The sequence below is a fragment of the Blautia sp. AM29-29 genome, from assembly GCF_003480555.1.
Taxonomy (GTDB): Bacteria; Bacillota; Clostridia; order Lachnospirales; family Lachnospiraceae; genus Fusicatenibacter; species Fusicatenibacter saccharivorans.
Genome location: NZ_QUJD01000008.1, coordinates 13,778 through 38,281, shown reverse-complemented (window position 1 = coordinate 38,281; position 24,504 = coordinate 13,778). Strand labels below are relative to the sequence as shown.

The window sequence follows — 24,504 nt, the reverse complement described above, 5'->3', positions numbered from 1 at the left end:
GGAGTTCTTTTGTATTTCTTACTAATACTGCATTAAGTATATCACAACTTTTTCTGTTGTTCCACAAAATTCTGAATTTCGGAAAAACAGTCTTCCGGCGTAGAATTATTGGAAAATCTGCGGACAATTCCAGCTTCCGCAATTTTCTCCTCCGTAAAATCCTCACAGTCCGCCAGGAATCTCCGGCACATCTCCGCGTATTTCGGCTCTGTCTGTTTTCTTTCCCGTTCCAGTGCCCGCGAAAGCCGCAGCCCGTCGTCCACCTCGACATACAGCGGAACCATCGCCTGCTCCCCGAAGTATGCCTTTAATTTCAGATACGATTCCAGTGTCCCGATTCCGAGATAATCATGCTTCGCAAGATCAATCTGCCCGTCATCCGCCGTAAAATAATACCACGGCCCCTGCACCGTCGAATACATGCGCTCCTCGATAATCTTTCCGGCCTCCCGCAGTTCCGAAAGCCGTTTTTCATCCACAAAGAAATACTCTCTTCCGTCCTGCTCCCCGCTCCGGATCGGCCGTGTTGTATACAGGACAAACGGTTTTAAATCCAGCGCCGTCTCCTGGATCAGATGCTCATAAATATGATCTTTCCCTGACGCACTTTTTCCCATCAGATAGTAAATTTTTCCCATTTTATCTCTCCCCGAAACACAGATTCTTTATGCCTTAAACCGATATCCAACGCCCCAGATCGTCTCGATATACTGCGGCTTTGCCGTATTAAACTCTATTTTTTCACGGATCTTCTTGATATGCACTGTAACCGTCGCAATATCTCCGATGGACTCCATATCCCAGATCTCACGGAACAGCTCTTCTTTCGTGAAAACGCGGTTCGGATTCTCCGCAAGGAAGGTCAGCAGATCGAACTCTTTCGTTGTAAACTGCTTCTCCTCTCCGTTCACCCACACGCGGCGTGCCGTTTTGTCAATCTTGATGCCGCGGATCTCCACAACATCATTCTCTTTCTTGCCGTTTCCGACCAGACGGTCGTACCGTGCCAGATGCGCTTTCACACGCGCAACCAGCTCACTCGGAGAAAATGGCTTCGTCATATAATCATCCGCACCAAGGCCGAGTCCGCGGATTTTGTCGATATCATCCTTCTTTGCCGAAACCATGATAATCGGAATATCTTTCTTCTCACGCACCTCACGGCAGATCTCAAAGCCATCCACCTCCGGCAGCATCAGATCCAGAATCAGCAGATCAAAATCCTCTTTGACCGCCCGCACAAGACCGGTGTCTCCCTGGTTTTCAATCTCTACCTCAAAGCCCGAAAGTTCTAAATAATCCTTCTCCAGATCCGCAATGGATTCCTCATCCTCAACAATCAGTATCTTACTCATGAAACAGGTACCTCCTGATATTTTCTTAATACAAAGTACATCGTGGTGCCCACGCCTTCTTTGCTGGTGGCCCACACTTTTCCGCCGTGGTCTTCGAGAATCTTCTTCACGATGGAAAGACCGATGCCGCTGCCGCCTCTCGTGCTGTTGCGGGACGTGTCGGTGCGGTAGAAACGGTCGAAAATCTTCGTCAGATCCTTCGTCGCAATTCCCTTTCCGTTGTCCTCAATCTCCACCTGCACAAAATCTCCGACATCACGCAGACGGATGTTGATGACCTTATGGCTCTTGTCCATATATTTGATGGAATTGCTTACAATGTTATTGATGACACGCTTGATCTGCTCCGCATCCGCGATGACGATCGGGTCGTCCTCGAGATAATTAAAGTATGTCAGATCCACATGCTGCGCGTCAAGCTCCAGATTCAGTTCCTCCACGCAGTCATCAAAATAATCCGCAATGTGAATCTTCGAAAACGTATACGGAATGCGGTTCGTGTCAATCTTGGAATAAAACGTCAGCTCATTGATCAGACGGTCCATCTCATTCGCTTTGTTGTAAATGGTGCGGATGTAGCGGTCCATCTTCTCCGGCGTATTTGCCACACCGTCCATGATTCCCTCGACATAACCCTTGACCGCGGTAATCGGTGTTTTCAGATCATGCGAAATGTTACTGATCAGCTCTTTATTCTCTTTGTCAAACTCGACTTTTTCCTCCGCCGTCTCTTTCAGCCGGATACGCATCTCCTCAAAGTCCTCGCAGAGGTCATTAATCTCCGCCACGCCGCACGGTTCAACAGTGAAATCCAGATTTCCGTCTTTGATATTCTGTGTCGCCTTTTTCAGCTGCTCGAGCGGTCCGATCACACCGCGGTAAATCCAGAAGCTCAGGCCCAGACTGGTGAGCACCAGAATCAGCACAATCACGATGCCTAGCTCTTTTACCATGCCCGTAATCTGCGGCGCAATCTGGTCTGTCTTGGTGACGATAAACGCACTGCATTCTTTTCCGTCCGAGTTCTCATAGTCCGCCTGTTTGACCATCCACTGTTTTTCATTGCGGAAATAAACGCCGCCCTTCGAATTTGCCCCCGGGTCACCGTATTTCGGCAGCTCATTTTCCAGCTCCTCCGACGACAGCTCCTCCGAGCCATTGTAAATGATAACACCATCCTCGCGCACCGCGATAAACGACTGTTTTTTCTGCAGTCTTGCATTCAGAACAGAGAGATAATTCGTTTCTTCCAGCTTTGCCGTATCCGATTTCGCGGTATCCTCTACTTCGTCGTACTCTTCTGATGTCATCGCATTCAGCAGCAGGGTGTTGTTCGAAATCGTCCGGTATGTTGCGTTCGCAAGACCGTATTTTTCACCGATAATCTTTGCTTTATACCCTACAAAAAAGTAAAACGTCAAGGCACACATCACGATCGGAACCAGTATGATGATGAAAAAAGAAATGATTACTCTCGTCCTTAATTTCATGCTTTTCTTCTTTTTTTCCATATAAGATCCACCTGTTTTCCAACACATATTTCGTACTTTTGCGCACAAAAAATCCCCAGTACGCAGTCTAAATTTATTATAGCACAACGCCTGAGGATTTTTCATTAACTTAGATGAATCTTTCTAAACTTTCTATAAACACAAGGTTCGTACGAACAACCGTGTTTTAAAGGTATTTTTTCAGGTCTTCTACTTTGTCCAGTTTCTCCCACGGCAGATCCAGATCGTTTCTTCCGAAGTGGCCGTAAGCGGAAGTCTGTTTGTAGATCGGACGGCGCAGATCCAGCATTTTGATGATTCCAGCCGGACGAAGGTCGAAGTTCTCACGAACGATATCGGTCAGTTTGTTGTCGGAGAGTTTTCCTGTGCCGTAGCTGTCGATCATGATAGAGGTCGGATGAGCGACACCGATTGCGTAGGAAAGCTGGACCTCGCATTTGTCGGCAAGACCTGCTGCTACGATATTCTTTGCTACGTAACGTGCTGCATAAGCTGCAGAACGGTCTACCTTTGTACAGTCTTTTCCGGAGAAAGCTCCGCCGCCGTGACGAGCGTATCCGCCGTAGGTGTCTACGATGATCTTACGTCCGGTGAGGCCGGAATCTCCGTGAGGTCCGCCGATTACAAAACGGCCGGTCGGGTTGATGAAGAACTTGGTGTGCTCATCTACCATGTCTGCCGGAATGATTTCGTCGAATACGTATTTTTTGATATCCTCATGAATCTGCTCCTGGGATACTTCCGGATCATGCTGAGTGGAAAGAACAACCGCATCAAGACGGAACGGTTTGCCGTTCTCATCGTACTCTACGGTTACCTGTGTTTTTCCGTCCGGACGCAGGTATGTTAAAGTACCGTCTTTGCGGACTTTGGTCAGCTGGCGAGCCAGTTTGTGTGCCATGTAGATCGGGTATGGCATGTACTCTTCGGTCTCGTTGGTTGCGAATCCGAACATCATTCCCTGATCTCCTGCTCCAATGGCATCGATCTCCTCATCGCTCATATTGTTCTCTTTTGCTTCGAGCGCTTTGTCTACACCCATAGCGATATCGGTGGACTGTTTGTCAATTGCAGTTACAACAGCGCAGGTATCTGCGTCAAATCCGTATTTTGCACGGTCGTAGCCGATTTCGCGAACGGTATCACGTACAACCTGCTGGAAATCAATGTGTGCGTTGGATGTAATCTCACCCATTACCATAACGTATCCTGTTGTAGTACAGGTTTCGCAAGCTACACGGCTCATCGGATCCTGCTCAAGCAGCGCATCCAGAATCGCGTCAGAAATGGCATCACAGATTTTGTCCGGATGTCCTTCGGTTACAGACTCAGAAGTAAACAGTCTTTTTTCCATTCTTTTTCTCCTTTTTTTTCTTCTCTTCTCTTTTGCTTTTCGTTCGTGGGCTTTGGCTTTCCCTGAACATTTTTTCGTAAAAAAAGATCCGCAATTTTTAGCGGACCTGAATAGTAATGTTCAAATCCCCTTATTGTTCGAAAATTTCGCTCAGGCTGGCACCTTCCCATGCAGACCAATCTGCCGGGGGTTGCCGTGGTTTCACAGATCCTATGTATCTCCACCACTCTGAATAAGAGAAAAGCAACTCAATTTTTGATTTTGTTTTTTGTTACTCTGATACACTATCGCAAAATACGCCATTCGTCAAGAGGAAATAAAAGGATTTGAGACATTTTCTTACTGTTGTCCCAAACATCCTTTCTTTTTTTCTGATTTTTCGGCTGTATCTTCTGTTATTTGTGAACAGATAAGAAAACTCTCCAAAACAGAGAGTTTTCTTATCTGCTGTATCTTTTCTTCTACTCTTCTGCTTTCATCTCACGGACAATCTTCCGCAGCTTCAGAATCATGGACGGAGCAACAGAAAGCTCATCCACACCCATTCGTACAAACTGCTCCGTCAATGTCAGATCTGCACCGAGCTCCCCGCAGATTCCTGCCCATTTTCCGCATTTGTGTGCATTTTCCACCACCATGCGAATCATCCGAAGAACAGCTTCATGGTGTGGATTGTAGAAATCATCCAGCTGCTCATTCTGACGATCAATCGCCAGGGTATACTGCGTCAGGTCATTCGTTCCGATGCTGAAGAAATCCACCATTTCCGCCAGACGGTCGCTGATCATCACGGCTGCCGGTGTCTCGATCATAATGCCCTGCTCCGGAATTTTATACTGCACTTCCTGTGCTTTCAGCTCTTCCTCTACCTCTGCAACAATTGCGTAGATTTTTTCTACCTCTTCTGTTGATGTGATCATCGGATACATGACAGAAAGGTTTCCGTAAACGGCTGCGCGGAACAATGCGCGAAGCTGCGCTTTAAAAATTTCCGGCTGTTTCAGACAAATCCGGATTGCACGGTACCCAAGCGCCGGATTTTCTTCTTTTCCAAGATTAAAGTATTCTACCTGCTTATCTGCCCCGATATCCAGCGTACGGATAATCACTTTTTTGCCTGCCATGGTCTGCACGGCCTGTTTATATGCCTGAAACTGTTCTTCCTCCGTTGGGAAATCATTTCTTCCAAGATAGAGGAATTCGCTTCGGAAAAGTCCAATTCCACCGGCATCATTTTCCATCACATAGCCAAGGTCACCAACACTGCCGATATTTGCATAGATGTTGATCTTACGGCCATCCGGCGTAATATTTTCTTTTCCTTTTAACTCCTCAAGAAGCTTCTGTTTTTCTGCTTCTTCCTGCATTCTTTTTTCGGTTTCCTTCCGCACATCCTCCTCCGGCTCAAAGATAACCTGACCTGAAAAACCGTCTACAACGGCCGTCATGCCTGTTTTCAGACCGTTTAAATCCATCGGGACGCCGATTAATGCCGGAATATTCATCATTCGCGCAAGAATCGCAGTATGAGAATTGGTAGATCCATGCACAGTCACAAACGCAAGTATTTTTTCTTTGTCCATCTGTACAGTTTCACTCGGACTTAAATCGTCTGCCACTATAACAGATGGTTCCATAGAACTCAGGTCGTTATCTCCCTCGCCGCTTAAATTGCGGACCAGACGTTCGGAAATATCTTTTACATCTGCGGAACGAGCCTTCATATATTCATCATCCATAGCTGCAAACATCTCTGCAAAATTATCGCCGGTTGCTGCCGCTGCATATTCTGCATTTACCAGTTCTGTCCGGATCATATTCTCCATTGATTCCAGATAGTCCTCATCCTCCAGCATCATCTGATGGACTTCAAAGATCGCCGCACTTGCCTCTCCAACTTCCCGGACTGCCTTGTCATACAGTCTGCCAAGCTGTTTTTTCGAAACCTCCACGGCTTCTTTCACACGTTTTACTTCTGCTTCCGGATCTTCAATCCGGGCTCTTTTAACCTGGTAATCATTTTTCTTCAGAACCGCAACCGGTCCCATAACAATTCCTTTATATACGGATTTCCCCTGAAAATACTGCATTTTTTATCCTCCGAGCGTACTTTTTACAGATTTGCTTCGAAAAACGCTTTCAGCGTCTCAATCGCTGCATCTTCGTCCTCTCCGTTTGCTGCAACGGTTACGGTATCTCCCTGCTTTACACCAAGTGACATCAGCATCATCAGCTGAGTCAGTTTTTTCGTTTTTCCATCTTTTGTGATGGTGCATTCCGATGCAAAATTTTTTGCCTCCTTTACCAGCATTCCTGCCGGTCTTGCGTGGATTCCCAGTTCATCTTTAATGGTATATTCAAATGTTTTCATGCTTTTATTCTCCTTCTTCTCTGTCCATAATCCGTTCTATGTGCATAGCGAGATATCCAATTTCGATCTCCTCCATCGGAAGTTTCAGCCTCTTTTCCATCTCCTCACAGATTCGTTTCGCCGCCTGAAAGGCTTCCGGAAACTTTACGGACATGTAGTCATTCATATTTACTTTCAGTTTTTCCCCACTGACCGCTCTTGCAACCATATAGCGGATATGGTTCATCATACGGTTATACGACAACGACATCACATCGATGGTATGCCCGGTGATATGCTCCACCAAAGAAATGCTCTCCCGGACTGCTCTTGCTACTTCCATGGCCTGTGAAACATTTTCCTCCACAATTGCCGAATGAACATGAAGTGCAAGATAGCCGATTTCATGTTCATCAATTTCGATCTGAAGCCGTTCTTTTAAAAGCTCCCTGATACAGGAAGCAACTTTATACTCTTTGTAAAACATCACACGGATATCGTCGGTGAGCGGATTGCTGATCTGCTCACCGTTCTGAATCCGCCGGACAGCAAAATCCAGATGATCTGCCATTGGAAAGACGATGGAACGGTCAATTTTTCCAAATTCCTTTTCTGCCTCGTCAAGCACGGCACTCGCCAGCTCCAGGCTGAGCGGAGAAACGCCCTGTACAATGGTTCTGGCATTTCCTCGCTCCGTCATCTCTGTCAGGGAATAAATGCGGGCATCGTCTCCCGGCTGTACACGCTGTCCCGTTTTTTTCCCAAATGCAATTCCTTTCCCCATGACCAGATATTCCCGGTTATTTTCTTCTTCCACACCAATAAATGAATTGTGGTTCAGTGTTTTTGCTATCCTGTACATTCTTCTCACCCGTTTTTAAGGCACAGCTTACGCGAGAATCTCAATCGCAAATAAAGGATCTCCTGCTTTTACCGGTCCGTCTGCCAAAAGACGGATTCTCTGGTTCTCCTCCAGCTCTGTGCAAAGAACCGGTGATGTAACCGACGGCGCATGTGTTTTCAGATATTCCAGATCCAGCTTCAGCATCGGATCACCTTTTTTCACGGTCTGACCGCTTTTTACCAGTGCCTCAAATCCCTCTCCGTTCAGTTTTACTGTATCAATTCCGACATGAATCAGAAGGCTGACCCCGGAATCGGTTACAAATCCAATCGCATGTTTTGTGTCAAAAACAAACGCGACTTCTCCGTCCTCCGGAGCACGCACATAAGGATCTTCCGGTGTCACAACAGCGCCGTCTCCCATCATCTTTTCTGCAAACGCTTCATCCGGCGCAGTAGAAAGGTCGGCTGCCAGTCCGCTTATCGGGCTGCAGACAGTAATCGTATCCACAACCTTCTGTTCTTTTGTTTCCTGCGTCGGTTCCGCCTCTTTTGGGGTTGGTGTATTTTCTGCTTCCGCATACGTATTCGGAGCTTTTTCCAGATAATCCTCTAAATTTGATTTTATCACAGTTACATTCGGTCCGTAAATAACCTGTACACCATTTCCTTTATGCACAACGCCAGATGCCCCTGTCGCCTTTAAAATACCATCGCTGACTCTCGCTGCATCATGAACAGTACAGCGCAGTCTTGTCGCACAGCAGTCCACATCCGAAATATTTTTCTTTCCGCCAAGACCTTTTGTGATCGCTTCACTCATGGCATCTTCCGATGCCACCCCATCGCTCTGCGCCTCTTTTCTTGCATTTACATCTGCTTTCGTATAAAGCTTGGTTTCCACATCATCATCCTCGCGACCCGGTGTCTTAAAATCAAACTTTTTAATCATGAATTTGAAGATAAAATAATACAGGAAGAAATAAAGAATGCCGACCGGAATCACCCTCATCCAGCTTGTCTTTTCATTTCCCTGCAAAATACCGAACAGGAAGAAGTCCAGAAGTCCGCCGGAAAAGGTAAGACCTACTGCGATATTCAGGATGTGTGCGATCATATAAGCTGTTCCCGCAAGAATAACCTGCACGACAAACAACGCCGGTGCAACAAACAGGAAAGAGAATTCCAGCGGTTCTGTGATACCGGTTGCCATACACGCAAGTGCTGCGGAAAGAAGCAGACCGCCTGCTGCTTTTTTCTTCTCCGGTTTCGCACAATGGTACATGGCAAGTGCCGCTCCCGGAAGTCCGAAAATCATAAAAATAAATTCTCCAGAGAAATATCTCGTTGCATCTGCACTGAAATGTGCGATATTCGCAGAATCCGCAAGCTGTGCGAAGAAAATATTCTGTCCGCCCTGCACCATCTGTCCTGCCACTTCCATGGTACCTCCGACTGCCGTCTGCCAGAACGGCATATAGAATACGTGATGCAGACCAAATGGAATCAGTGCCCGTTTAATCAGACCGAAAATCAGCGTTCCGACATAACCGGAGCCGGTTACCAGGCTACCCAGCGCATAAATGCCGTTCTGTACAACCGGCCATACAAAATACATTAAAATTCCCACAAACATATAGACGATCGTAGAAATAATTGGTACAAAACGAGTACCTCCAAAGAAAGAAAGTGCGTTCGGAAGCTGGATCCGGTAAAATCGATTATGAAGTGCTGCGACTCCAAGACCGACAATAATACCGCCAAACACACCCATCTGCAGCGACTGAATACCGCAGACAGAAGTGATGGTTCCTTCCAGAACGGATTCTGCAATTTCTCCGTTTTCCAGAATCTGACCCGTAATAGTCAGCATTGCGTTGATTGCTGTATTCATAACGAAATATGCAATAACGGCTGACAGGGCAGAAACCTCTTTTTCCTTCTTTGCCATACCAATTGCAACACCTACCGCAAAAATCAGCGGCAGGTTATCAAACACTGCACTTCCTACCTTGTTCATGATCACCAGCAGTGCATGAAGAATTGTGCCGTTGCCGAGCAAGCTTGTCAGACCGTACGTTTCAATCGTGGTTGCATTGGTAAATGAGCTTCCGATTCCCAGTAAAAGTCCGGCTACCGGAAGGATTGCGATCGGGAGCATAAAGCTTCTTCCCACTCGCTGCAGAACACTAAAAATTTTGTCCTTCATTTTTTTACTCCTTGTGTAGTTTATACTTTTTACAAGAAGAGTTTCTGCGGTTTTGCATCTTTTTAGCCGGTCTGTACTCTTTTTCTGAAACAGAGTACAAAAAAGAGACACTAACCCACATAAACAATTCCTGTTATGTATAGTTAATGCCTCCAAAAATCGAGTTACACACTACAACTGTAGTTGAATATAGCACAGATAAATCTCTTTTGTCAAGTCAGTTCTTATGATTTCAGCTTTTTTCTTTTTATCCATTTTTCATATTTTTATGCATCTATTTTGTGCACAATAGCTAATCAACATCTTTTTTCTGAAATGTCATAAATTCAAGATCTTCCTGTTTCCATAGTTGTGCAGGCACATGCAATACTTCTTTTTGAGCAAACAACGGTATACTTGTTCCTTCCTTCTGGAAAACCCGAAGAGATGTACCACCATCAGCAAAAGCTTTGTTTTCTATATGAACAAATGTCATTCCCTCATATACTTCTTTACTTTCAATATCCTGCCACCGGCCTTCCGGAAGATACAGTTCATATTCATCTCTGTCAAATCCGGGTGAAATAAGCAATGCATCACCAAGCATATAAGACAGATTCTGTGTCTTTGCGATTGGATCTTTCGGATATTCCATCACAAGCGGACGAATCATTGGAATACCAGACTGATGACTCTGGCAGGCTGTGTGATAAAGATATGGCACAAGTCGATGTCTGAAGTTAATCCATTTTTTTACTTCTTTTAATGCCATATCTCCATACTGCCATGGTTCCCGCGGTGTTTTACCGTGCGCTCTGGATAATGGCATCCACAATCCCATCTGCACAGAGGAAAGGTAATCTTCTATATTCGGACGCTCCTCATTTCCGATATAACCTGTGTTATAAAATCCGCCAAGATCATAACCCCAGAAAGATACACCAGACATAGCCATCCCAAGTCCGGCCTGAAGGATTGCACTGTGACTTGCTTTATCACTGGAAGAATCTCCTGCCCATGCTGCCGGGATCGTATGAGAACCCACATACCCACTGCGTCCCCAAAGCATTGGCAATTCCCCACGTTCGTCGCAAATTTCTTTCATCCATGTGTAAATATTTTTTGCATACAGATACGTCAGAAGATTATGTCCTTCTCGCCCGCTCATGCCATTGTAAAATACAACATCTTCAGGTACTGCTTCAGAGAAATCTGTTTTTATCACTGATACACCCATTCTGACGATTTTTTTCACACGTTCCTCATACCATGCCAGAAATTCCGGATTTGTGAAATCAAAGCAAGCACACAAAAACTCTGAATCTGCAGTCGCTTTAAACATTGCAGGATGCCCTTCTTTATTTTTTATAAAAAATCCACGTTCTGCCAGTTCCTTAAATGCCGGCGAATCTTCCTGCAAGTACGGATAATTCCAAAGACTTAAATGTATGTTCTTTTTATTTAATTCTTTAATCATTTCTTCCGGTTCAGGGAAACGTTCTGTATCCCATTCCCATACACCAGACATATCCTGCCTCTGCCAGCCATCGATATGAATTACATCGATACCTATTCCAAATTTTTCAGCATCAGCAACAACATCCTCGACTTCTTTACGGCTCATATAAGAGCATTTTGACATCCAGAAACCAAAAGCCCACTGTGGAATCATAGGTATCTGCCCTGTAATCTGCAAATACTGCTGCAACAGCTTCTTATAGTCTTTGCTTTCTTCTGCCAGGAAAATATAATCCAGAATAGGATCGTCACTGCCCATCTGATAACTGATCCATGATGAAGCACCCATATCAAATGATGAACGCGTAAATGTATTTAACAATACGGAATATCCCCGGCTGCTTGTAAAATACGGATGACTTTTATATGAATCCTCCGTATTAGTAGACAATGCATCTTTTTGCCAACACTCTATTCTTTGTCCACGTTTATTAAAATGTGTAAACTTCTCTCCAAATCCCCAAAATTGCTCATCGGAGAATAATACAAACTGCTCAAATGAGGCTATACTTTTTCCAGATGCATCTACTCTAAATCCTGTTGGAAGCTGTTTCCACCGGTTATCGACATTAGTGTCAAAAGCCTGTTCTTTCGTCAATAATTTTCCATTCTGATATATGGACATTTCCCAGTAGTTTTTTGAAAAATGAAGACTTAACTGATTTGTTTCATATATATACAGATCTTCATTTTCTGTAAATTCTGCATTTTTTGTTTCAAACTCCGATTCAGGTACATCTTCGACTACCGTCTGTCTGTGGCTTTTTGCAGTCATCTCCGGCACCATCACAAATCTGAATACCGATGGTGTCAAAAATGTAATACGAACTGTGGCTATACGGTCTTTCCATGTACGTACCAAAAAATGTATTCCATCTTCTTTGGCACACACTGATTCAATTTTCGTAAGAAAATCATACTCATCTGAAAAAATTGTTCTTCGCTCCCCACATTGTGGATTATATTGTGTTTCTGCTTCATTAGACATATATTGTCCCCCTCTGGTTTTTATTATTTTTAGTCAAAATGTATAATCGGTAACGTTTTCGTATTCAACATATCATAAATTTGTATATTTTTAAATATCTTTTTTTACCAATACTGACCGCCTCAGCTTTGAAAATAATAGTAGTAAAATTTAAGCCAATTTCTTCGCAATAAGGTAAAATAAAAGAACGGTACCTTTTATTGCACCGTCCTTTTTGTCAACATTTGTTTTATACTGTTTTTACGCTCTTAACCGGAATTTCTGGATGTCCTTTGCATTATTCACACGCTCAATTTCAGCGCCGAGTCCACGGAGCTTTCCGTCGAAGTCCTCGTATCCGCGCAGAATGTATACAATATCATCCACCACGGTAACACCCTCTGCTGCAAGACCTGCAATAACAAGTGCTGCTCCGGCGCGAAGATCCGGTGCGGAAACCTCTGCTCCGGTAAATTTCTCTACGCCGTCGATGATCGCCGTGTTGCCTTCTACTTTAATACAGGCGCCCATACGTGCCAGCTCATCCGCATATTTAAAACGATTTTCAAAAATACTCTCTGTTACAATACTCGTACCGTTTGCCAGTGCCAGTGTAACCGCAATCTGCGGCTGCATATCGGTCGGGTAACCCGGATACGGCTGTGTCTTTACGTGTGTTCTGCCCAGACGTTTGCTTGCGCTCACACGGATGGAATCGTCAAACTCTTCTACGTCGCAGCCAATCTCCTCGAGCTTTGCGGTTGTTGCTTCCAGATGCTTTGGAATCACGTTTTTAATCAGCACATCGCCCTTTGTAGCTGCTGCTGCAAACATATACGTACCTGCCTCGATCATATCCGGTACGACCGCATAGCTGGTTCCGTGCAGGGTATCGACACCCTTGATCCGGATCACATCGGTTCCTGCTCCTTTGATGTTTGCTCCCATGCTGTTCAGGAAGTTCGCCACATCGACAACGTGCGGCTCTTTCGCTGCATTCTCAATCGTTGTATTTCCTCTTGCCATCGAAGCTGCCATCATGATGTTGATGGTGGCTCCAACGGAAACCATATCCAGGAAAATGTGGCTTCCATGCAGATCTGCCGCACTTGCCACGATTGCGCCATGACGGATGCTTACCTCAGCACCGAGTGCGCGGAATCCCTTTAAATGCTGGTCGATCGGACGGCTTCCAATGTTACATCCGCCCGGAAGCGGAACTTCCGCTCTTTTGTATTTTCCAAGCAGCGCGCCTAAAAGATAATAAGACGCACGAATTTTTTTGATATATTCATAGTCAACACTCAGATCACCGATAGTCGATGCATTGATCCGCACGGTATGACGGTCGATGCGGTCCACAGTAGCTCCGATCTCTGCAATTGCTTCCAGAAGTACATTAATATCGCTGACATCCGGCAGATTTTCGATCAGAACCGTCTCATCGGTCATCGTTGCTGCCGTAAGAATTGCAAGCGCCGCGTTTTTTGCTCCCCCAATTTCCACTTCGCCCACAAGAGGATTTCCACCTCTGATGACATACTGTTCCATATATTCACCTCAAATTTTCTTTTTCATAACTTAACGAGTGTGTTTTATCCGAAATAACGATTCAAAGTCTGTTCTGCTGTTTTTTTACACACTCCGGACTCACTGAAACGCACTGCTCCCCGCAGTAATTTTTCAGTCTCCCCTTATCTTAACTCAAATCTAATATTTTGTAAATCAATTTTAATATATTCCGTACTATTTCCGTTTTTTTCCACCGTTTCCGGTTAGGAATATTCAGAGAAACGTTATATGTAATTTCTAACTGTCAGAACATTTTCCTTATTATTACGTAATATTATGTTTTTGAAAATTCTCCGAATATTCCACCGTTCCTTCTTACATGCCAATCTGCTCGCGAAGTGCCAGAATCGTGCCCTGGATATCCTTTCCGCTCTCATCGACCGTAATCTCGGCATACTGTTCATACAGTTTACTTCTCTCATCGTAAAGATCTTTGAGCGTCTGGCCCTCTTTCAGCACGACGCCGCGTCCCTTCAGGTTTCCGAGACGTTTCGCCAGATCCTCATACGACAGCTTCAGGTAAACGATGATTCCAATTTCTTTAAAATGCTCCATCGCCTCTTTTCCGTAAATGGCACTGCCGCCCGGCGCGATGACGCTTTTGTCGGCTTCCAATGTCGCATTGACTTCATTCTCAATCGCAAGAAAGCCTTCATTTCCTTCATCCGCAATGATCTCGCGCAGAAGACGCTTCTCCCGATGCTGGATCACAAGATCCGTATCAATAAACTCATATCCCAACACCTTTGCAAGAATAACACCAACGCTGCTTTTGCCGGCTCCCGGCATTCCTATTAAGATAATATTCCGTTTATTCAAGATTTATTCCTCCTGCTGTCTCGTAAATTTTTCTCTATCCTATCTCTGCAGATTCGTTCCGCCCTGCTTCATGATCTGCTCGATCTCTGTTTCGCTCGCCACATTGGCATCGTGCTGGATCATCAGCTTTAAAACACTTGCGGAAATCGCAAAGTCGATGGCTTTCTGCGGCTCAAAATCATGAAGCATCGCATGGATCAGTCCCGCGCCAAATGCATCACCGGCTCCGACTGCCTCAAAGCTGTGTACTTTACGAACCGGGCTCTCGTAGAATTTTCCGTCTTTCAGGTAAATTCCCATCCAGTCGCCGTCCTCCACGGTGTAGAGATTGCGCAGCACACTCGCAACCGCTTTGCAGTTCGGGAACTGCTTCTGGATTTCCAGCATGCCCTCTTTGTAAGACTCGATCTGCTCAATGCCGCGCGACATATCTCCGTCGTACGCCGGAATGCCAAGTGATGATTCAAAATCCTCATCGTTTGCAATGCAGACATCCACATACGCCATCAGACGGCGCATAACGCGCTGTGCGTCCTTCGTGGACCACATTTTTCCGCGGTAGTTCAGATCACATACCACCTGGATTTTTTTCTCTCTGCAGAGTGCCAGAGCGTTCTCCAGCGCTTTTTCAATCTCTGTGCTGATGGCAGGCGTGATACCGGAAAAATAAAAGAGATCTACGCCATCAAGCAGTTTTTCCCAGTCAAATTCCTCTGCCTTTGCCATTGCAATTGCGCTGTAAGCGCGGTCATAAACCACGCTCGTCGGGCGGATATTCGTTCCCTTTTCAAAATAGTAAATACCAACGCGTCCGCCGCCCCGCAGCACACGGGATGTATCGACGCCGAACCGGCGGATCTCATTGACGGCTGCCTGTCCCACCTGGTGCTCCGGCACTTTTGTCACGTACGAAACATCGTCCCCGAGTGTCGCCAGGGAAACCGCAACATTCGCCTCCGCGCCGCCGTAATTGGCTTCAAATGTATCTGCCTGTAAAATTTTCAGATGCTCCGGTGTTTTCAGACGCAGCATCACTTCTCCAAAAGTAAGTACCTTCATACTAAAATCCCCTCCAAAAGCAATTTGCTTTTTTGTCTCAATACCTCTTTATCTTACGCTGTTTTCCCCACGGACGCAAGAAAAACCTGCGGAAACCACCCCCGTTTTCCATCGCAGAAAAGCACAAAAAAGAGGCTTTCTGTTTCTCTTCAGAAAGCCTCTTTTCGTGTATTTCATTATTCTTTTACTGCCCCCAGTGTAATACCGGTTACGAAGTATTTCTGCAGGAACGGATATACAATCAGCATAGGAACAAGGGCGATAAATACCTTTGCTGCCTCCAGTGATTTGTTGGAGTTCTGTGCTAACTGCTGATACTGCTCTGCAGTCAGGGTTACGCCTACCGGGATCTGAACGGAGATCTGACGGATGTAGGTCTGCAACGGATAGTTCGTCTCTTTGTTCATTAATACCAGGCCCTGGAAATACTCGTTCCAGTAACCAACGGATGTAAACAGGACGATGGTTGCGATAACCGGTTTGGAACACGGAACTACAATCTGCCACAGGATACGCCACGGGCCGGCGCCGTCTACACGGGCTGCCTCCTCGAGGTCTCCCGGGATGCCGCGGAAGAAGTTCATCATCAGGAGTACGTTGAATACCGGAACAGAACCAGCCAGAACCAGTGCTGCCATCGTATCGATCATACCATAATTTTTAACGGTGATGAACCACGGAATGGTACCACCATTGAACAGCATACAGAATACCAGGATCCACATCAGGACGTTTCTCGGTTTGTACTCTGTTTTGCTCTTTGCCAGCGGATAGGACATCATGATCAGGACAACCATGGTCCATACGGTTCCGATGACAACTCGTTTGATGGAAATCCAGAAAGAATTCCAGAATGCGGAATCACCCATGATCAGGCTGTAGGATTAGTCAATCTTGACTTTTTTGATATCGGTATTTCTTTTAATCTCAACTAATTTTTGATTCGTTTTTCCGTCATTTTGTATATTTTACACTTGTTCGAACGTTTTGTACAGAAAAAGAACCTCTTAATTTTTCTCCAGAAGGCTCCTTCCAGGAAAACTAAGAGGTTCTTTTTTAATTATCTCTTCTTTATTCTGCTTTTTTCTTCTCTTTTGGAATAATAATATTCAGTACAATCGCCGCAACCGCTGCCGGAACAATACCGGAGCCGCCGAAAATCAGCTGGATATAATAAGGAAGCTCAGAAGTTGCTCCCGCTGTGGAACCAAGGCCGTAGCCAAGACCCAGTGCAACAGAAACGATCGTGATCTCACGGCTCGTAATCGGCTCTTTTGTGATGAGCTGAATACCGGAAACCAGAATTGACGCAAACATCATAACGGCTGCACCGCCGAGTACGGACTGCGGCATAATGGATACAAATGCTGCAATCTTCGGGCAGAGTCCGCAGAGGATCAGGAAAATGGCTCCGCAGGAAAGTGCCATACGGTTTACGATTTTTGTCATCGAAATAATGCCGACGTTCTGTGCAAAAGAAGTATTCGGGAGAACGCCGAGTGCTGCTGCAAAGCTGGATCCGAGACCGTCGCAGATGATACCGCCGGAAAGCTCAGAATCGGTTGCCTCGCGGTCCATACCGCTCTCTACGCAGGCGCAGATATCGCCGACCGTCTCAACGGTTGTTACGATGAACATGATCGCTACCGGGAGAATTGCCTCCACACGAAAGACTGGTTTTACCTCAGCCAGTTTTCCAAAGCCTGCAATACCAGGGAGTGCGAACCAGGACGCATCTTTTACCTGCTGGAAATTGACAACCCAGGAATATGTATAGGAAACAGTGCTTCCATCCTCAAGAACCGCCGTTCCGGTATGCGGCAGAACCATGGTCATAATAATAGCTACCACGTAGCCGACTAAAATACCGATCAGAATTGAAGCCGTGCTTAAGATTCCCTTCGGATTTGTAAAGTGCTTCAGTGCCAGCGTTACAATCAGAACGACCATGCCAAGGAACAGGTTCTGTATGGAACCGTAATCGTTCGTTCCGGAACCGCCGCAGAGATAATTGATTCCAACCGGAATCAGCGAAAGACCGATCGCCATAACGACACAGCCGGTAACAACCGACGGGAAAAATTTACGAAGCGGCTTTAAACAGACGCCAAGCACGCCCTCAAACAGACCGCCGACAATTGTCGCACCAAGGATAGCGCCGTACGTCAGCGCGCCCTGTCCCAGCACGGCTGTCACGCTCTTGAATACGCCGAGGAATCCAGAAGATGTACCCATAACAATCGGTACTTTACCGCCGATCGGTCCAATCGAAAACATCTGTACCAGTGTTACAATACCGGCTACTGTCATTGCATTCTGCAAAAGAGCCGTACGAAGTGCACCGTAGCCCGCATCCGCCGTCAGACCGCACGCTCCCATGATGATCAGAAGCGGGGTAAGGTTTCCTATGAACATCGCCATTACGTGCTGCAATCCAAGCGGAATCGCCTGCTTCAGCGGAATCCGTCCTTCAAAGGTGTACGGGGTTCCCATAGCTGAACTTTTTTCTTTTTTCATTGCTTTTCTCCTGCTTTTGTAGATTTGGGCTGCCTTGCCTTTCGGTATGGAATATGCCCTGCACAGCCGGAATTTTTCCGGCAAAGCGTCCTTGTTTTTTCTTATAGATACTTATAAGTTTTTCTTTTTAAACAAGTCTTCTTCATAAGCTGTGCTTTTATGTAAAAAGATTATCATGTTTCTTTTTTCCCGTCAACCCGCATCTTGTACAGAATTCCATAAAAAGGAGACACCGGTCTGTGTTCCTCATCTCACAGATCAATGTCTCCTTGTTTTCTTCCTTCAATTTAAGCGTTCTGGAAATCCTCAATCGCTTTTACGGTGCGGTTATATTCTTCCGTCACCTTCTGCATCAGATCATCCGTCTCGGTCTCCTGCAGCGGTCTTAACCGCTCGGTCAGCTCGGCGCTTGGCTCGTACAGATTTTTAAAACCAAGATTCTGGCACACGCCTTTTAATGTATGAGCTGCACGGAATGCAACCTCAATATTTCCGTCCGCCAGTGCCTGGCAAAGCTCCTGATAGCTCGGATCCTGAGGAAATTTTAAAATGATCCGCTGAATCAGAGACTCACTGCGAAGCCGCTGAACGGTTTCCTCGTAATCTGCTCCCATCTGCATGTAGCAATCTTTTAATGTCATCTTCTCTTCCTCTTCCCTGTATGCAAATTCATTACATATTAATGCAAACAAGTTCTTTATCAATACATAAATAATTATATTTCTCACGCAAGCTCTTGTCAACTTCTGCTTTTCATTATTTTTGCATTATTTTTGTTTACTATACGCTCTATTTCTGAACATAAAACATCTTTTTTCTTACGTTTTTCTTACGTTTTTATCTTACCTGTATATTGCATTCATGCATAATAATACAACTTACTCGCATATTCTGTCGTTTTATTCACACGGTACCGCGTGAAAGTCTATTTCTTCTGTCTAGTCTCGTTGCAAAATGTAATGTTTTTTGTACACTGTAATTTTCGTTATTTTTCTGTGTTTCTTCTATCTTTTATGCAAAAAGGGACCCTCGGTCTTAACCGGAGATCCCTTTGGATTTCTCAAAATCAGATTAGCAGATTCCCTGAGCTATCATAGCGTCAGCTACTTTCTCAAAGCCTGCGATGTTAGCGCCCATAACATAGTCGCCCTCATGGCCGTAACGTTTTGCAGCATCAACCATGTTGTGTGTGATGTTGATCATGATATTTTTCAGTTTTGCATCAACTTCATCGAAGGTCCAGGACAGACGCTCGGAGTTCTGGGACATCTCGAGTGCGGATGTTGCAACACCACCTGCATTTGCAGCTTTTCCAGGTGCGAAAATTACGCCGTGCTCCTGCAGATATTTGGTTGCTTCCAGAGTAGTAGGCATGTTAGCGCCCTCGCATACTGCAGTGCATCCGTTCTCAACAAGTGCTTTTGCATCCTCAAGCAGCAGCTCGTTCTGAGTTGCGCAAGGAAGAGCAAGGTCTGCTTTTACAACCCATACGCCGCGTCCTTCGTGGTACTCAGAGTTTGGACGATATTTCTTGTACTCGGTCAGACGGGCACGATTTACTTCTTTGATCTCTTTTAATGCAGCTACATCGATTCCGTCTGGATCGTAAACCCATCCGTTGGAGTCAGAGCAGGTGAGAACTTTCACACCAAGCTGAGTAGCTTTCTCGATCGCATAGATTGCAACGTTTCCGGAACCGGATACACAAGCGGTCTTGCCTGCGATGTCGATGCCGTTCAGTTTCAGCAGCTCCTGGGTCAGGTACAGCAGTCCGTATCCGGTAGCCTCTGTTCTTGCTAAAGATCCGCCGTAGCTTAAACCTTTACCAGTCAGAACGCCTTCGTATACGCCGCGGATTCTCTTGTACTGTCCGAACATGAAGCCGATCTCTCTTGCGCCTGTTCCGATGTCACCAGCCGGTACGTCGGTGTCTGCGCCGATATATTTGCAAAGCTCTGTCATAAAGCTCTGGCAGAATGCCATGATCTCTCTGTCAGATTTTCCTTTCGGATCGAAGTCAGAACCACCTTTACCTCCGCCGATCGGAAGGCTGGTCAGTGAGTTTTTGAATACCTGCTCGAATCCCAGGAATTTGATAATACCAATATTTACAGAAGGATGCAGACGGATTCCTCCTTTGTAAGGTCCGATTGCACTGTTAAACTGTACACGATATCCGGTGTTTACATGAGCCTGTCCTTTATCGTCTACCCACGGCACACGGAATTTGATCTGACGCTCTGGCTCTACCATTCTCTCCAGAAGAGCGACTTTTCTGTATTTTTCCTCGTTTGCTTCAATAACAGGGCGAAGAGATTCCAGAACCTCTTTGACTGCCTGATGGAATTCCGGCTCAGCTGGGTTTTTTGCAACTACGGACTCAATAACCTCATCTACGTATGACATGTTAGTTTCCTCCTTGAAATTTCTCCCTTAATGTAGTGCAGAAAGATTTCTTTAAAAGATCCATCTGCGGTTCTCATCAGCCTTAAAGCGTGGAGAAAATCATTTCCGCACTCTCTCGCGTCTCCGGTGGATTCTCCCGTCCTCCGGATCACTTAATTTTATAAGGTCAACGATTGGTTGATATTATAGCATAAAATATCCGGTTTTTGCAATATTTCACGCAAAAAATTCCTAATAAACCATGATTTTGTAGCGTTTTCTAATATTTACCCAGTATTTTTGTCGATTTTGTATATTTTTACCGAAAGTACTATAAAATTTCGCGTGCTGATTCTTTAGAAAATAAAGATTAGCTGCGGTTTTTTGTTTTTATATTAGGTGTTTTCGATTTTTTCTTCACGCTCCAGCCAAAGGTTCCCTGCTTTTTCCCGATTCCAAAGTACTCTCCGTGGGAATACGCAATCGGTTTCGCGCGGTTCAGATCGAAGCGGCCGCGCTCATCCATGTATACCTCATCCGCATGGACAGCCACAACTTTTGCAAGAAACATGTGATGCGAGCCCAGTTCGAGCACCTGCTCCACTTTACACTCGATATTAACCGGCGACTCCCCGATCATCGGTGCGGAAATCTCCTCCGCCTCGACTTTCGTCAGTTTCATCTCTTTGAACTTATCCACATCTCTTCCCGAGCGCACGCCGCAGTAGTCGGTCGCATAGCAGAGTTCCTCCGTCGTCAGGTTGATGACGAACGCACCGCTCTCTTTGATCATCTGATAGCTGTAGCGTTCCGGCCGCACCGAGATCGATACCATCGGAGGATTCGTACACACCGTGCCGGCCCAGGCAACGGTGATGATGTTGTCCTCCCCGTTCTTTCCGCGCACCGACACCATGACCGCCGGCAGCGGATACAGCATATTTCCCGCTTTCCATGTCTGTTTTCCCATTCTTATTTCTTTCCTTTCCTCTTTTTCACCCTTTTATGACCGAAAAAAGCGTGCCCCGGATCTGTTTTCAGGCCCGGAACCACGCTTTTTTATTTTTTCTGTTTTTACTGATTCTGCAGCGCCATCATAAATGCCGGAATCAGCTGTTTCTTTCTCGATACAACACCTTTCAGCTCGCAGCTGACCTCGTTGACCGGAAGATCTTCAAAAGCTTTTTCGATGACTTCCTTTGCCCCGCTTCCATAATACAGAAGCTCTGTAGATTCTTCTATAATATTGGTCAGCATAAAGAATACCATCTCGATGCCGTGTTTTCCGCACTCGCTTTCCATCTGCGGCAGAAGCTGTTCCTTGATGGATTCCAGTTCGCCCGCATCGAGGGATGTAATCTGGCCGACACCAAACGTAACATCGCCCATGATGAATTTTTTGAAATCCTGGTAGAAAATTTCTTCCGGTGATTTATCTTTCAGGTTGCTTCCTGCACGGAACATTTCGGATGCAAACTCCGGAATGCTGATGCCTGCAATGTCCGCCAGTGCCTCTGCTGCCGCTTTGTCAAGAAACGTACACGTCGGCGACCGGAACATCAGCGTATCGGAAATGATGGCTGCGCAGAGCAGTCCTGCGATGTTCGGCGCGATCTCCAGCTCTTTTTCCTTATAAATTTCATACATAATCGTTCCCGTGCAGCCCACCGGCTCATTGCGGAACATAACCGGCGCCATCGTCTCAAGTGATCCCAGACGATGATGGTCGATGATCTCGAGAATCTCCGCCTCTTTGACGTTATCGACCGCCTGTGATTCCTCATTGTGATCGACGAGAATCAGTTTCTTTCCTGCATTTCCGATCAGGTTCCGGCGGGAAATCGTTCCCACATATTTTCCTTTCTTGTTCAGAATCGGGAAATCGCGGTGTCTCTGATTTTTCATAACTTCTTTGATATCATCGAGGAAATCTTCGGTGTTGAACGTGATCAGATTGCTTCTGCGCATCAGATATTTGACCGGAATACTCTGGTTAATCAGACGCGCAATCGTATACGTGTCATGCGGACTGCTGATGATCACACAGCATTTTTCCTCTGCAAATTTCTGAATCGTTTTCGTCACCTTTGCGCCAAGTCCGACGATAATGCAGCTTGCATCCATCTCGATTGCACAGAGCTGGTCCTCCGCACGGTTTCCGAGAATGACAAGGTCATCTTTTTCGATGTAGTTCTCCATCGTATCCGGATGGAATGCGCCGACAACGACTTTTCCGCGGATAAAATAACCATGTTCATTTCCGACAATAACCGAACCATCCAACGTATCCGCGATACTGCGGTATTGCGTCCTTGCCAGTGACATGACATGGCTGTCATAAGAATCCATATAGGATTCTGCGATATCACTGACCGTAATCACGCCCTGCAGATCATTGTCCGGCGAAGTAATCGGCAGTGTGACCACGTTGTTGTTTTTCATCATGGAATACGCTTTCTTCACGGAAATCGTGCCCGGTACGCTCGGCACCTCATGGATTTCAATTTCCTTTACCTGCGTTCCCGCATTCGGCAGATACCCCGGTGCGCGCACGCCAAAGCGCTTCAGTACATACTCGGTCTCCTCATTGATCTGACCGGCACGCCGCGCCATGTAGGTTTTGGTTTTATCTGTCCTGTTCTTGATATCCGCATAGGCAATCGCCGAACAAATGGAATCCGTATCCGGATTTTTATGTCCAATTACATAAACTCTTGAATTTGATTTCATAATAGTACTCCTCCCTTCTGTATGTTTGTGGTATACAGTAAGTTCGTCCCGGTAGTTTTACTTCTTTTTTTGTAACGACTACAGTTACTGCTCACTTCGTGACCAGTAACCGCCGCCCTGCACATGCAAATTCGCTCCGCGAAGTTCCGGGCGGCCACCTGAATCACTTTCTCCTGCAGCCGCGCAGCAAGTGCGCGTCTCAGTAATTTTGGTAACGACTACACACATATTACCATCCTTTTTTCATCTGGTCAAAGAAAATCTTTTATGTTAAGATAAACGCAGATAGAAAAACGTGCAAAATTGAACCCGATTTTTTCATAAATCCACAATTTTCCTCTCGTTTTCCTGTTATTCTTACGAAAAAGGGGTGTTTCATTATGTCAGAAGAAAAATTAACCATGGATGACTTCTCCGCAGAGCTGGAAGCTTCCTTCAAAAAAATTGAGGAAGGCGACATGCTCACCGGAACCGTCATCTCCGTAGATGAAAAAGAGGTGATTCTCGATCTGAAATACTACGCAGAGGGTGTCATCCGCGCCGAGGACTTCAGCAACGAGCCTGGCTTCTCCTTAAAAGACGCTGTTCAGGTCGGTGACGAAATCACCGCAACCGTGATCCGCAAAGACGACGGCCACGGCAACATTCTTCTCTCCCGCGCAGAGGCAAACGATATCCTCGCATGGGAAAAACTCGCACAGTACAAAGAAGAGAAAACCGTACTGGATGTAAAAGTCAAAGGAATCGTAAACGCCGGTGTTATCGCTTACGTCGAAGGAATCCGCGGCTTCATCCCGGCTTCCAAACTCTCCCTGAACTACGTGGAAGATCTGAATGAATACTTAAACAAAGACATTCAGGTACAGGTTTTTGACCTCGACAAAGAAAAAGACCGCCTGATCCTCTCCGCCCGCGAAATTCTCCGCGAGAAAGCAGACGAAGAGCGCAAAGAGAAAATCTCCAACGTAGAAGTCGGCCTCGTCACCGAAGGAACCGTTGAGAGCCTGCAGCCATACGGCGCCTTCATCAGCCTCGGAAACGGCCTCTCCGGCCTCGTCCACATCTCCCAGATCTGCGCCAAACGAATCAAACATCCATCCGCAGTCCTGGCAGTCGGCGATAAAGTCAAAGTAAAAGTCATCGCCATCAAAGACGGCAAACTCAGTCTTTCCATGAAAGCCCTCGACGATGTCGCAGCCGAAGAAATTCAGGAGGAAACAATCGAACTTCCAAAGACGGAAGAAGTAACGACGACATTGGGATCGCTGTTTAAAAATATTAAGCTGAACTAAAGTTGCATCAAAAAAACAGACTTTCCATTCTCACGCATTCCTGC

At 45.9% G+C, this 24,504-nt stretch carries 19 protein-coding genes and 1 riboswitch; of the genes, 1 reads left to right on the top strand and 18 read right to left on the bottom strand.

From position 1 onward, the window contains the following. Positions 1-41: 41 nt before the first annotated feature. From DW769_RS07325 to DW769_RS07240, 18 genes are all read right to left on the bottom strand, one after another. Entirely contained in the window at positions 42-638 is a 597-nt protein-coding gene (locus DW769_RS07325) for a guanylate kinase (RefSeq protein WP_055226007.1), read from the bottom strand. 27 nt (positions 639-665) lie between these two features. Continuing rightward, complete coding sequence (locus DW769_RS07320; protein WP_022461272.1) at positions 666-1,355, bottom strand: response regulator transcription factor; 690 nt, start codon at positions 1,353-1,355, stop codon at positions 666-668. Next, positions 1,352-2,845: a sensor histidine kinase gene (locus tag DW769_RS07315; RefSeq protein ID WP_118750216.1), complete on the bottom strand. Its 1,494-nt coding sequence runs from the start codon at positions 2,843-2,845 to the stop codon at positions 1,352-1,354. The genes DW769_RS07320 and DW769_RS07315 overlap by 4 nt, the downstream gene beginning before the upstream one ends. A gap of 187 nt (positions 2,846-3,032) precedes the next feature. Next, entirely contained in the window at positions 3,033-4,220 is a 1,188-nt protein-coding gene (metK, locus tag DW769_RS07310; RefSeq protein WP_055267252.1) for a methionine adenosyltransferase, read from the bottom strand. Between the two features lie 127 nt (positions 4,221-4,347). Beyond that, positions 4,348-4,459, bottom strand: a riboswitch (SAM riboswitch). A gap of 222 nt (positions 4,460-4,681) precedes the next feature. Beyond that, complete coding sequence (gene ptsP / locus DW769_RS07305) at positions 4,682-6,310, bottom strand: phosphoenolpyruvate--protein phosphotransferase (RefSeq protein ID WP_117510698.1); 1,629 nt, start codon at positions 6,308-6,310, stop codon at positions 4,682-4,684. Between the two features lie 23 nt (positions 6,311-6,333). Further along, complete coding sequence (locus DW769_RS07300; RefSeq protein WP_055267256.1) at positions 6,334-6,591, bottom strand: HPr family phosphocarrier protein; 258 nt, start codon at positions 6,589-6,591, stop codon at positions 6,334-6,336. 4 nt (positions 6,592-6,595) lie between these two features. Beyond that, positions 6,596-7,432: a PRD domain-containing protein gene (locus tag DW769_RS07295; RefSeq protein WP_055267258.1), complete on the bottom strand. Its 837-nt coding sequence runs from the start codon at positions 7,430-7,432 to the stop codon at positions 6,596-6,598. Positions 7,433-7,459: 27 nt separating this feature from the next. Beyond that, positions 7,460-9,622, bottom strand: a complete 2,163-nt coding sequence (locus DW769_RS07290; protein ID WP_118750179.1) for a PTS transporter subunit IIABC — start codon at positions 9,620-9,622, stop codon at positions 7,460-7,462. A gap of 292 nt (positions 9,623-9,914) precedes the next feature. Next, on the bottom strand, positions 9,915-12,107 hold the full coding sequence (locus tag DW769_RS07285) for a glycoside hydrolase family 31 protein (protein WP_055267262.1): 2,193 nt from the start codon (positions 12,105-12,107) through the stop codon (positions 9,915-9,917). Between the two features lie 240 nt (positions 12,108-12,347). Next, on the bottom strand, positions 12,348-13,637 hold the full coding sequence (locus tag DW769_RS07280; RefSeq protein WP_055226306.1) for a UDP-N-acetylglucosamine 1-carboxyvinyltransferase: 1,290 nt from the start codon (positions 13,635-13,637) through the stop codon (positions 12,348-12,350). A 336-nt stretch (positions 13,638-13,973) separates the two neighbouring features. Continuing rightward, complete coding sequence (locus DW769_RS07275; protein ID WP_118750215.1) at positions 13,974-14,447, bottom strand: shikimate kinase; 474 nt, start codon at positions 14,445-14,447, stop codon at positions 13,974-13,976. A 69-nt stretch (positions 14,448-14,516) separates the two neighbouring features. Continuing rightward, entirely contained in the window at positions 14,517-15,536 is a 1,020-nt protein-coding gene (locus DW769_RS07270) for a sugar kinase (RefSeq protein ID WP_117813155.1), read from the bottom strand. 176 nt (positions 15,537-15,712) lie between these two features. Continuing rightward, the gene (locus tag DW769_RS07265) at positions 15,713-16,405 is read right to left on the bottom strand and encodes a carbohydrate ABC transporter permease (protein WP_118750178.1); all 693 of its coding nucleotides are present in this window, start codon (positions 16,403-16,405) and stop codon (positions 15,713-15,715) included. Positions 16,406-16,607: 202 nt separating this feature from the next. After that, complete coding sequence (locus tag DW769_RS07260; RefSeq protein WP_117510677.1) at positions 16,608-18,053, bottom strand: uracil-xanthine permease family protein; 1,446 nt, start codon at positions 18,051-18,053, stop codon at positions 16,608-16,610. A 287-nt stretch (positions 18,054-18,340) separates the two neighbouring features. Further along, positions 18,341-18,694 carry an Hpt domain-containing protein gene (locus tag DW769_RS07255; protein ID WP_055220310.1) on the bottom strand — a complete coding sequence of 118 codons (354 nt, stop codon included), beginning with the start codon at positions 18,692-18,694 and terminating at the stop codon, positions 18,341-18,343. A 430-nt stretch (positions 18,695-19,124) separates the two neighbouring features. Continuing rightward, a complete protein-coding gene (gdhA, locus tag DW769_RS07250; protein WP_118595204.1) occupies positions 19,125-20,459 on the bottom strand; it encodes an NADP-specific glutamate dehydrogenase in 1,335 nt (444 codons plus the stop codon). A 349-nt stretch (positions 20,460-20,808) separates the two neighbouring features. Continuing rightward, positions 20,809-21,408: a flavin reductase family protein gene (locus DW769_RS07245; protein ID WP_118750177.1), complete on the bottom strand. Its 600-nt coding sequence runs from the start codon at positions 21,406-21,408 to the stop codon at positions 20,809-20,811. A gap of 104 nt (positions 21,409-21,512) precedes the next feature. Next, positions 21,513-23,168 carry a putative manganese-dependent inorganic diphosphatase gene (locus DW769_RS07240; RefSeq protein ID WP_117762172.1) on the bottom strand — a complete coding sequence of 552 codons (1,656 nt, stop codon included), beginning with the start codon at positions 23,166-23,168 and terminating at the stop codon, positions 21,513-21,515. Positions 23,169-23,548: 380 nt separating this feature from the next. On the opposite strand from DW769_RS07240, the gene DW769_RS07235 reads away from it, so the two are divergent. Further along, on the top strand, positions 23,549-24,460 hold the full coding sequence (locus DW769_RS07235; RefSeq protein ID WP_055220303.1) for a 30S ribosomal protein S1: 912 nt from the start codon (positions 23,549-23,551) through the stop codon (positions 24,458-24,460). Positions 24,461-24,504: the final 44 nt, after the last annotated feature.